Origin of the sequence: Proteus sp. CA142267 (genome assembly GCF_003336825.1) — a bacterium.
Lineage (GTDB): Bacteria > Pseudomonadota > Gammaproteobacteria > Enterobacterales > Enterobacteriaceae > Proteus > Proteus terrae.
Genome location: NZ_QPMG01000001.1, coordinates 1,172,266 through 1,184,203, shown reverse-complemented (window position 1 = coordinate 1,184,203; position 11,938 = coordinate 1,172,266). Strand labels below are relative to the sequence as shown.

9 protein-coding genes are annotated in these 11,938 nt (G+C 36.7%); 5 read left to right on the top strand and 4 right to left on the bottom strand.

What is annotated here, in order from left to right:
• Positions 1-696: 696 nt before the first annotated feature.
• Positions 697-1,332, bottom strand: coding sequence for a LuxR C-terminal-related transcriptional regulator (locus C0T34_RS05445; protein ID WP_098942072.1), 636 nt, complete (start codon positions 1,330-1,332; stop codon positions 697-699).
• A 468-nt stretch (positions 1,333-1,800) separates the two neighbouring features.
• Between C0T34_RS05445 and C0T34_RS05440 the strand changes: the two genes are divergently transcribed.
• Positions 1,801-2,796, top strand: a complete 996-nt coding sequence (locus C0T34_RS05440; RefSeq protein ID WP_109849803.1) for a LacI family DNA-binding transcriptional regulator — start codon at positions 1,801-1,803, stop codon at positions 2,794-2,796.
• Positions 2,797-2,825: 29 nt separating this feature from the next.
• Here the strand turns inward: C0T34_RS05440 and C0T34_RS05435 are convergent, their stop codons facing one another.
• Positions 2,826-4,292: a glycoside hydrolase family 32 protein gene (locus C0T34_RS05435; protein ID WP_098942074.1), complete on the bottom strand. Its 1,467-nt coding sequence runs from the start codon at positions 4,290-4,292 to the stop codon at positions 2,826-2,828.
• 273 nt (positions 4,293-4,565) lie between these two features.
• On the opposite strand from C0T34_RS05435, the gene C0T34_RS05430 reads away from it, so the two are divergent.
• From C0T34_RS05430 to purT, 3 genes are all read left to right on the top strand, one after another.
• Positions 4,566-5,513, top strand: a complete 948-nt coding sequence (locus C0T34_RS05430) for an aminoimidazole riboside kinase (protein WP_098942075.1) — start codon at positions 4,566-4,568, stop codon at positions 5,511-5,513.
• A gap of 235 nt (positions 5,514-5,748) precedes the next feature.
• Entirely contained in the window at positions 5,749-6,660 is a 912-nt protein-coding gene (rarD, locus tag C0T34_RS05425) for an EamA family transporter RarD (protein ID WP_098942076.1), read from the top strand.
• Between the two features lie 125 nt (positions 6,661-6,785).
• On the top strand, positions 6,786-7,973 hold the full coding sequence (gene purT / locus C0T34_RS05420; protein WP_109849802.1) for a formate-dependent phosphoribosylglycinamide formyltransferase: 1,188 nt from the start codon (positions 6,786-6,788) through the stop codon (positions 7,971-7,973).
• 15 nt (positions 7,974-7,988) lie between these two features.
• Here the strand turns inward: purT and C0T34_RS05415 are convergent, their stop codons facing one another.
• Both C0T34_RS05415 and C0T34_RS05410 read right to left on the bottom strand, forming a co-directional pair.
• Positions 7,989-8,726 (bottom strand): substrate-binding domain-containing protein, encoded by a 738-nt coding sequence (locus tag C0T34_RS05415; RefSeq protein ID WP_109849801.1) that lies wholly within the window; start codon positions 8,724-8,726, stop codon positions 7,989-7,991.
• 11 nt (positions 8,727-8,737) lie between these two features.
• Complete coding sequence (locus C0T34_RS05410; RefSeq protein ID WP_109849800.1) at positions 8,738-9,790, bottom strand: ABC transporter substrate-binding protein; 1,053 nt, start codon at positions 9,788-9,790, stop codon at positions 8,738-8,740.
• A 211-nt stretch (positions 9,791-10,001) separates the two neighbouring features.
• Between C0T34_RS05410 and htpG the strand changes: the two genes are divergently transcribed.
• Positions 10,002-11,885, top strand: a complete 1,884-nt coding sequence (gene htpG / locus C0T34_RS05405) for a molecular chaperone HtpG (protein WP_075673307.1) — start codon at positions 10,002-10,004, stop codon at positions 11,883-11,885.
• Positions 11,886-11,938: the final 53 nt, after the last annotated feature.

Here is an 11,938-nt window from a genome sequence, read left to right as displayed (position 1 = left end):
TATTAAGTATAGATGTTAAATGATGTATTACATTAATTAAACTATGAAGAGAATAAATTTCTTAAGTAAAAGGGAGTATAAAGGGAAATACTTATTATTATTTCTTATTTTACTGTTTAAATAATCGCAATTAAAATACTTCGATTAGAATATTCTTATAAGGAATTTTTTGTTTAAATCAAAAATCAAAACGCATAAACAGTCTTTAAATGGGCATAAAAAAAAGAGACAAGAATTCCTTTTGTATTATTTTTTAATCGTTAATAATTTTCTTCGTGAAATAAGAATAAAGGAAATGATAAATTAAAAATGAGAATATTCATCTTTATAATAAGTAAAAAATGATTTATATCAAATGAAGAGCTTCATCTGTTCTTATATTGCCATTATTAATAAAAAACAATCATAATAGTTATTAATAATAGCGATTATGAAAATAATATATAGAAGTGTTTTTTATTGAAATAAAACGAACACTAATGAAAGGGTGGCATCAAAATAAGTTGCCGCCCTTTCTATCGTAGAATGGTGTTTAACGTATTAATTATTCCCATATTAGGTGTAATTCATCCAAAATAGAATATTTTTAGAAGTACAGCTTTCTCTCATTAATAAAATATAATGAAAATTAAACAGGTCATATCGTTATATCGCTAGATAATACAACCCATTGATAAATAGAAATCACGTTGTAAATCAACTTGCTCTTAAATCATATTTCTTAAAGAAATCATATTCTTGAACTAATTGTGGTAGTGATCTTATTTTCAATTTTGTATACATATTTGAACGATGTACTTCAACGGTACGAGGCGATAGAGAAAGTTTTTCTGCTGCTTCTTTGCTCGTATTTCCCTCAAGGATCATCTCCATAACCTCTTTTTCTCTATTAGATAACTTACCAAATTTATCTTTTAGAGAGATATATGTTCGGAATTGCTCAACTTCGCTTTCATAATGTAGGAAAGATTCCGAGACAATATTAAGAAGTTCATTTACATTTAGAGGGCGAGTTAAATATTCAAAAGCCCCTGATTTAAATGCGTTACGACAACTCTCAATGGAACTATCCCCTGAAATAATAATAACAGGGATGATGTTTCTCAATTTGTTGAGTTCTTTAATCAGTGCAATTGATGGCGCAGCACTGCTTTTTGTATTAATTATGATGCACTCTTTATGAGCCCCTTTTGTCGATGAAAAATAGTATTTCAAGAAAGCCTGTTCATTTGAATAGGTTTTCACATTAGCCGCTAAAGAAGAAAGAACGGCTTTAAGCTGAACTTTTGTACTGTCATCTTCAAAAGTGATTAAGTGGATTATTGATTCCATATGTTGCTCCTGGTTTTACTCTGCTCTTTCACTAAAAGTGAATGAGTAACGAAATTTGACTAATTTATAAGTTTTTTTGTGTAGGGTGACATTCACGCAACGGAGCCATATTTAGAATATATCAAATTAAAAATGATTAATACTTCTGTATTATATTATAGATAAAATATCAGAACTTTGTTTTGTTTCAATATTTGTATTTTATAGATAAGAATAATTTATTTCTATAATGAAGGAAGGAGATAACTATTATTAATTGTAACTAAGTTTTTTCTCGTAAGTGATTTTAACTATATTAAACTCATTTAATAAGTAAAAAAATAATATATTTAGGTGTCTTTTTATGAGGTAATTAATAGTCGCATTTAGTTACAATACAATTCCCTTTGTGGCTTTTTGACTTTACTTCTTGTAAAATAGCACTTTATTTCTATTGATCTTTTTTAATAAACCAATCGAGCCAATGCTATGGCGTCACTGAAAGATGTAGCTCGACTTGCATCCGTTTCTTTGATGACAGTCTCAAGAGCGATTAATAACCCTGAGTTATTAAAACCAGAAACACTGAAACAAGTCCAAAATGCGATTGATCAACTTAATTATGTTCCAGATTATTCTGCACGAAAAATTCGTGGTCAAGGAACAAAAGTATCATCAATCGGTGTTCTGGCAATTGATACCGCAACGACACCATTTTCTGTGGAAATGATTTTATCCATAGAACAAACTGCAAGAGAATTTGGCTGGAGTTCATTTGTTGTCAATTTGACTGCACAAGATTGTTATGAAAATGCCATTTGGCAACTTTTGGCTCAACGTCCAGATGGTATTATTTATACCACGATGGGTTTGCGTGAAATCACCGTGCATGAAAAGTTGCTTGATAAGAATTTAGTGTTAGCAAACTGTTTGGATAAAACGCACGCTTTTCCTACTTATATTCCCGATGATTATCATGGGCAGTATTTTGCGATGAAAAAAGTCATCGAAAAAGGGTATCGCCGCCCTTTGTGCTTCTATATACCTGAAGAGTCTGTAGCAGGCCCTATTCGCCGTAAAGCTGTTGAAGATGCTTGGCATGAGGCTGGGCTACCATTGGTGGATCTGCAACAATATACGATGATGTTTGGAGATGAACATTACCGTGATGTGATTGAAATATTGAAAAAGCATTGTATTCATCAAAAAGCAGATTTTGATATTCTCATTTGTGGTAATGACCGTATTGCATTTCTAGCGTATCAAGTTTTACTTTCTATGGGGGTACGCATTCCAGAGCAAGTGGCTGTTTTGGGATACGACAATATGATTGGTACAGGAGAGTTATTTTATCCGCCATTAACAACGGTACAATTGCCTCATTATGAATTAGGTAAAGAAGCAACGTTGCATATCATTCAAGAACGGAACCATAGAGATACGGTACACGTACCTTGCCAATTAGTTGAACGTGAGTCTATTTAAAGACTCACGTCTTACTTATCTTATCAATATCAGTAAATACTATTTAACTGCCAATATTCACCATTAATCAGTGTTACATCACCATTAATGGCGAAAAGACGTAAAGTTTGAATATCTTGTTGATCATAATATCGGCTACTAAAAGTGAATTCGCCTTTGTTTACAAAGATTTCAATTGATGAGCGATCAATGAAAATACGTAAATTCAATTCACAACCTTCAGGTAATGGAATACTTCGAGCGCCACTTATATTGTACTGAGGATAATGACGATTAAGAACTAAACGGTGTGATTGATTATCAACAAAGAGCTCAAGCCCTTCGCCTAGCCATAGGCCAAACTTTTCAGCGAGGCTGTCTAAAGATAATGTTAAGTTGAGTTCGATCGCAGAAGTGTTATTGATTAGCTCTATGGATTGATTACTGAGAGTTAATGGCTGGATAGTCTGTTTTTCTTGGCGCAATGATTCGACTTCTTTAACGGGGATCATGCGTAAGCGATTTTTGGATTTATCAAAAGTGATTTCACGAGGGAGTGTAAAACAGCCAGACCAAAATTCAGATTTTGAAGGCATGGGTGAATTCCACATATCCATCCATCCCATAGAAACGCGACGACCATCAGGTGTCATAAATGATTGTGGCGCATAATAGTCATGACCATTATCAAGTTCAATAAAATGCCCTTGTGGTTTAAAGAGTTGGTTTGGCGCCCACTGGCCAATTAGCGCACCAGATTGAAAGAGATTGCGATATTGATATCCTTCGGCTCGTTTTCCTTGTGGTGAGAAGACGATTGCAAATTCGTTTTCTTGGCTAATAGGGAAGAAATCAGGGCACTCCCACATATAGACATTTTTATCATCCGTTTTTCCTAAAACAGTGTAATCGTTGCTCCACTGCTGACCTTCCACAAATAAGGCGTCGCTAGAAAAGAGCAGAACTTGTCCTTGATCTTTTTCATCACGAGCACCAACAACCATCCACCATTTGCCTTCTTGATACCAAACTTTAGGATCACGAAAATGCATATAGCCTTTAGGGGGTTCTAAAACGATCCCTTTTTTCTCAAAATGAATGCCATCTTCACTGATAGCAACACATTGCGCTTCATAGATTTGGCTATCATCACCTTCGTCTGCTAACCAGTTGTGTCCTGTATAGAAAAGATAGAGTTTGCCTTCATGACTAATTGCTGATCCTGAGAAACAACCACTTTTGTCATAGTCATCCCCTGGTGCTAACGCAATAGGTTGGTGTTGCCAGTGGATCATATCCGTACTAGTGGCATGCCCCCAATGCATTGGCCCCCAATCTTGAGAATAAGGGTGGTGCTGATAAAAGGCATGATATAAACCATCATGATAAATAAGACCATTAGGATCATTTAACCAACCCGCTGGTGCAGCCAAATGAAACTGGGGATAAAATTTATTGCCTCGTTTTTCAATCAAAGTATTTAAGGCTTTTGTTGATTGTTCTAAGCGGTGTTTCATATCATTATCCTTATTATATTTCAGAGTTATTAGTGTGTTTTTAAGAGCATAAAAAGGGTAAAGAACAGATGTAATCACACTATTACTCTTATTGTTAACGATAACATTTCGAGTGAAAAAAATACGATGTATGAGATTGACTTTATCATATTATCTCATTATGTTAACGTTATCAGTGTGGATTTACGAGCAATATCTTTATTTATTCGTTATGAATAGCCATAAAAACAGAATATAGTTAATAAAAATAATTGCTTATCTTCAGGAGAGATTATGAAAGTCTGGTCTTTAGGTGACGCTGTTGTTGACTTGATCCCATTGCAAAACATGCAATATGAAGCATGTGCTGGTGGTGCGCCAGTCAATGTTGCTGCAGGCGTTGCCAAGCTTGGTCAACAAAGTGGTTTTATTGGACGTGTAGGTGAAGATGCGTTCGGCCATTTTATGCAAAAAACACTGTTTGATCTGGGTGTCGATACTCGTGCAATGGAATTTGATGAGTTTCACCGTACCAGTACTGTACTTGTCTCTTTACAAGAAAATGGTGAGCGTGATTTTACTTTCTTAGTTGCAGAGTCTGCTGATCAATTTTTAACAGAAAAATCTTTACCTGCATTCGAAAAAGATATTTTGCATTTTTGCTCCTTAGCATTGGTGAATCCTATTTGTCGCTCGACCTTAGATTGTGCAATCAAAAGCATTAAAGAAAGTGATTCACTATTGAGTTTTGATATTAATTTACGACCTCAAATGTGGCGTGATCATGAAGAAATGCGTGAAATTATCGATAATTATGCGCATAAAGCAGACATATTAAAATTATCAGAAGATGAGCTCACGTGGATGACACAAGAAGTGACATTGAATAATGCACTTAAAAAATTAGAAAATTATCCCGCTCGTTTAAAAGTGATCACTCAAGGTTCTAAAGGTTGTTTAGTTTTAACGCCAAATACTCAAGTCGCATTTAGTGCCTTTACTGTTGAATGCATTGATACAACAGGTGCCGGTGATGCCTTTATGTCAGGTTTGTTAGCAGCGCTTGCGGAATATGGTTTTGCTGAAGATGAACAATACCTATCAAAAATAGTGACGCAAGCAGCAGCTTGTGGTGCTTTAGCCACCACTCAAAAAGGGGCGATAGCTGCGGCACCAAGTCGTAAAAAATTACATGATTTTGTTCAGCAACAGCCACCTTTACATGTTAGGGAGATTTTCTAACAATTTACCCATTTTTTCTGGTTGTGGTTTTTACCACGGTTTTCCCTTAATGGTATTTTCCTATTCTCCATTTATAACTACTTTTCTCGGAGTGGTTATTATGGAGATTTTTTTTATCCCGTCTATTTGGTTGTATTGATGTTTGATCAATCAATCAGCGATGCTGATCATATTGTTCTGTCTGTTTTAAGCGTATGATATTAAATCTTATTCACTTTTATTGATGGAACATTAAATGTGGGCTCAATCGGGCGCGATATTAGCCATTTTTTCTTATATTCTTTGGGGAATAACCCCTCTGTTTTATCGGCTGTTACCCGGAGCACAACCATTAGAGATGTTGGCTCAGCGTTTGATCTGGTCTATCCCTCTTTTATTACTCGTACGACTCTTTATTAAAAATAGAACACGATGGCGCGCGGTTTTACAAGATAAGCGCTCTGTTTTTATGTGTCTATTTAGCTCAATGGCTATGGCTGTATCTTGGTGTACGTTTACTTATGCGTTAACACATCAACAAGTATTAGAAGCGAGCTTGGGGTATTTTATTAATCCTCTTTTCTCTATTTTATTAGGTGTGATATTTCTTAAAGAAAAGCTTAATTCAGCAGAAAAATGGGCTGTTACCTTAATTTGTGCGGGTGTGGGCTATCAATTGTGGATGTACGGTGAATTACCTGTATTGGCTATCATGATGGGGGGAGCATTTGCTGTATATGGCTTAATCCGTAAGTTTATTCGTTTTGATGTGATCACCTCTTTATTTATGGAAACACTTTGGTTAATGCCATTAGCAATAGGTGCCACTATTTGGTTGTTTATAACAGATAAAAGTGCACTACCTTCTGAAGATAATCTGACTCGTTTTTATTATATTCTAACCGCACCAGTCACGATACTTCCGTTATTGTTCTTTACCGCAGCAGTCAAACGAACCACATTAACTGTAATTGGATTAGCACAATATATTGAGCCTACTATTCAATTTTTACTGGCTGTTTTCTTATTCCATGAAGCTTTTGATGAAGTAAAAGGTGTGAGTTTCTCTTTAATTTGGTTAGGGCTTTTATGCTGTATCTTAGCACTTATCCGAAAACGCCTGAATTATCTAAAAATCCAAAAAGGAAAACGTAGCCAAACGGTGTAATTGTTTTATTTCCTTGTTTGATTATTTTTTTGTCTGGCTATTTTTCTATCAAGCTAAATCCGCTATGCTATATGAAAAGCAATCGTTTGCGTGATTGTGGTTTTTATTAATGGTGAGGATAAAAAATGACAGTGCTGGGTACGGCTCTTACGGCAAATGCAACAAAAGTGATGTTATTAGGTGCTGGTGAATTAGGCAAAGAAGTCGCGATTGAATGCCAACGCTTAGGCATTGAAGTGATTGCTGTTGATCGCTATCTAAATGCCCCTGCTATGCATGTTGCTCATCGCTATCATGTTATAAATATGCTTGATAGTGATGCATTAAAGCAAGTTATTGAACAAGAGCAACCTGATTTTATCGTTCCAGAAATTGAAGCTATTGCAACAACGTTACTGGTTGAATTAGAGCAGGCAGGACAAAAAATTGTTCCTTGCGCCCGTGCGGTAAAGCTGACTATGGATAGAGAAGGGATCCGTCGATTAGCCTCAGAAACATTACATTTATCTACATCAAACTATCAATTTGTTGATGATGAAGTGAGTTTTAAAAAAGCCGCTTTAGAAATAGGCTTCCCTTGTATTGTAAAACCCGTCATGAGTTCATCCGGAAAAGGGCAAAGTGTTATTCGTAATGAAAACGATTTGGCTCAGGCTTGGACTTACTCGCAAGAGGGGGGGAGAGCAGGAAAAGGACGCGTTATTGTTGAAAAAATGATCCCGTTTGATTTTGAGATCACTTTACTGACTATTCATGCTGTTGATGGTATCCATTTTTGTGCCCCTATTGGTCATCGACAAGAAAAAGGGGATTACCGAAGTTCGTGGCAGCCTCAAAAAATGAGTGATATCGCACTTGCTAAAGCAGAACATATTGCGAGTAAAGTGGTTGAGAACTTAGGGGGCTATGGCTTATTTGGTGTTGAGTTATTTGTTCAAGGTGATGAGGTATTCTTTAATGAAGTCTCTCCTCGTCCTCATGATACAGGGCTCGTAACATTAATCTCTCAAGACTTATCCGAGTTCGCGCTTCATGTCCGTGCTTTTTTAGGTTATCCCATTGGTGGTATTCGCCAATTAGGCCCTTGTGCATCAGCTGTTATTTTACCGGAGCTTTATAGTACAAATATCGTTTATTCTGGTATTGAAAAAGCGTTGAAGGCGGATCGTCAAATTCGCCTTTTTGCTAAACCTGAAATTGCCGGCACTCGCCGTTTAGGTGTCGTACTTGCCCATGCTGATACAATAAAACATGCATTAGATGAAGCAAACGCAGGTGCTAACGCTATCATTGTAAATGATGCCAAAAAATAGCGATATAACATAAGGTTACTTACCGCTAAGATGGGAACTTAGCGGTAAAAATCCAGCTTTAATAAAATACGCTTTAGTATAAGGAGATAATATCTCCTGATATAAACTATAAGCCTGAGAATGAATAAGCGTCGCACAATAGTGCGCGATAACATTAAAGGGTTTTGGAATATCGAAGATCTTTAATTCAGGAAATTGGCTTAATTGTGTTTGGTAGTGCTGGTAACCAATAAACGCGTCCGCTTGGTGTGTGGCAATTAAATAATGTGCAGCCATTCTACCTTGAGGAATGGTAAGTGAATGCTCACCCCCAACCAAAGAGAGTGCTCGCATTTTTAATGCCTGGCTTAACTTTGGGTCAATCTGCGCGATATTATCAAATAGTTGCCAACTATAATCCCCTGATGGATCTGCTTTGGGTGTGGATATCCCTAATTTTAATGTAGTATTTGATAATACACTAAGCCAGTTATCTTCTTCATTCACATCATTACGACGAGTTGTAATACAAAGCTGATTGGCAATAAAAGGAGCATATTGTAGTGCGAAACTTTTATCGATTAATTGCTTTGCATTATTTTCATCAGCAGAAAGAAATAAATGACAGGTTTCCCCTTGTTCAATGCGTTGGCGCAAAAGCCCAGCAGGTCCAAATGTAAGTGTCCACTTCTCGCCTGTTTTTTGCTGATGATGCTCAATAAAAGCAGGTAGTGTAGTTTTTAAACTACCTGCTGCAAAAAGGGAAAATGTCATGGTGTTATATCCTACTCTTTTCCTTGATACTGAGTACGATAGAATTTTTGATACCAATCATTAGCTACTTTTTGCATATCGATATCGCTAAATTTTTCAGGATATAGTTTTTTTGCCATCCACAATTCACCTATTGCCATAGCTTCAGGCATTGGGTATCCCCATGCTTTCGCATACTCAGGCATTAAGTAAATTCGGTTATTTTTAACAGCGCTAATGACTTGCCAACGTGCATCTTGTTTGATTTCATCGACAACTTGAGGATATCTGTCTTGAATAAAAATAACTTCGGGATCCCATGCAATAACTTGCTCTAGCGAGACTTGCTTATAACCTTTAACGGTTGATGCGGCGACATTAAATGCACCTGCATGTTCCATCATTAACCCAGTATATTTTCCTGAGCCATATGTTGTTAAGTCTGGATTAGCCATATAAGCCCGCACTCGTTGCTCTTTAGGAACATTTTGTAAGCGCTGACTAACTTGTTCACGTTGTTTAAAGGTATCGTTAACTAATGCTTGTGCATTTTCTGATTTATTGACGATGTTACCAATCAGCAAAATACCTTCTTTTAACCCTTCGTTATAGGCTTGCTCTTCATTTTGTAATGTTGGATTCAGTGTTGATTTATCATCATTAACTTCTTTACGTAATGAAATCGCCACAACCGGAATACCAAGAGCAGAGATCTTATTAATCATCTCTTTAGGGGCATAGTTAGTAACAAAAACAACTTGAGGTTGCAATTTTACTAAGCTTTCAGCATCAAAACTGGTGAGATCGCCGACTTTAGGTGTTTTTTCTAGAGATGGCGCTAGTTGTGCATATCCATCACCAAGTTGTTGTTTCCAGTTGGACATCACGCCAACAACTTTATCTGTGGCATCCAGTTGAACCAGTAAGTTCAGTGTTTGGTGTTGTAAAACTACCGTTCTTTCTACTTTGTCTGGAATGGTAACAGTGCGACCAATTTGGTCTACGATTTGTCTATCTGCATAAGAGAAAGAAGATAGGGAGAGTAAGCCAATACCTAGTAAACAGTGTTGTAATAAAGTTTTCATAGTAATAAACCTAAGTTAATATCGCTGTATAATAAAATATACAGCTAAAAATATACAGCAAGTATTATTTTGGCTCAAACTTTAATCATATAAGGTGCTTAATCACTTTTATTCGCTTAATTTTTTACTCGACCCTTGAAACTAGCTTAACTATCCCCACTTTTTACTCATATTGATTTTTTTCGCCAAATTAGGATTAATTGAGGTAAAAATGAGTATGAAAGGTCAGGAAACAAGAGGATTTCAGTCAGAAGTTAAACAACTTCTTCAATTAATGATCCATTCTCTTTACTCCAATAAAGAAATTTTCCTTCGCGAATTGATTTCGAACGCATCAGATGCGGCTGATAAATTGCGTTTCCGTGCATTATCAGATGCAGCGCTTTATGAGAATAATGGTGAGTTGCATGTGCGCATTTCCACTGATAAAGAAGCTCGTACTCTGACTATCAGTGATAATGGTATTGGTATGACTCGCGATGAAGTCATTGATAACCTCGGTACTATTGCAAAATCAGGTACCAAATCATTCTTAGAATCTATCGGACAAGATCAAGCTAAAGATAGCCAACTAATTGGTCAGTTTGGTGTCGGATTCTATTCTGCGTTTATCGTTGCAGATAAAGTGACAGTACGCACTCGTGCAGCTGGCGAAAGTGCAGATAAAGGTGTTTTTTGGGAGTCTGAAGGCGAAGGTGATTACACCGTTGCTGATATTGAAAAAGCAGATCGCGGTACTGAGATTACGCTTCATTTACGTGAAGGTGAAGATGAGTATTTAGATGATTGGCGTCTGCGTAGCATTATTAGTAAATATTCCGACCATATTTCTCTGCCTGTTGAAATTGAAACAAAAAATGAAGAAGACGGCACTGTAACATGGGAAAAGATTAATAAAGCGCAAGCCCTTTGGACTCGTAACAAAGCTGAAGTGAGTGATGAAGAGTATAAAGAGTTTTATAAACATATCTCTCATGACTTTGCCGATCCATTAAGCTGGGTACATAACCGTGTAGAAGGTAAGCAAGAGTATACAAGCTTATTATATGTGCCATCAAAAGCGCCTTGGGATTTATGGAATCGTGAACAGCGCCATGGTTTAAAACTGTATGTCCAGCGCGTCTTTATTATGGATGAAGCTGAGCAGTTTATGCCTAATTACCTGCGTTTTATCCGTGGGTTAGTAGATTCTAATGACTTACCGCTAAACGTTTCTCGTGAAATTTTACAAGACAGCTCTGTTACACGTAACTTACGCAGTGCATTAACTAAACGTGCATTACAGATGTTACAAAAACTGGCAGAAAACAAGCCGGAAGAGTATCAAGCATTCTGGAAAGAGTTTGGTTTAGTCTTAAAAGAAGGCCCTGCAGAAGACTCATCTAACATTGAAACAATTGCTAAATTACTACGTTTTGCATCAACGCATAACGATAGTGATGCTCAAACAGTTTCTCTGGAAGATTATGTTGGTCGTATGGTCGATGGTCAGGAAAAAATCTACTACATCACCGCAGATAGCTATGCCGCAGCAAAAAACAGTCCTCATTTAGAGCTGTTCCGCAAAAAAGGTATCGAGGTACTGCTGTTATCTGATCGAATAGATGAGTGGATGATGAATTACCTGACTGAGTTTGATGGCAAATCATTCCAGTCTGTCAGTAAAGCGGATGAATCTCTTGATAAACTTGCCGATGAAGAGAAGCAGGCTGAGCAAGAAGAAACAGATAAACAATTAGCACCGTTCGTCGAACGTATTAAAACCTTACTAGGAGATAAAGTTAAAGATGTGAAATTAACGCATCGTTTAACAGATACTCCAGCAATCGTGACAACCAGTGCTGATGAAATGACAACACAAATGGCTAAATTGTTTGCTGCAGCAGGACAAGAAGTGCCAGAAGTGAAATATAACTTTGAGCTGAATCCAAATCACCCATTAGTGAAGCAAACAGCCGAGCTAACGGATGAAGCATTATTTGCGGATTGGGTAAATTTATTACTCGATCAGGCATTATTTGCTGAAAGAGGCTCTTTAGAGGATCCAAACCAGTTTATTCGCTTAGTGAATCAACTTTTAGTTCAAAAAGCGTAACTGTTTTCGTTTTCAAACATTTAAACCACGTTTATCTGAAAAGAGAGCGTGGT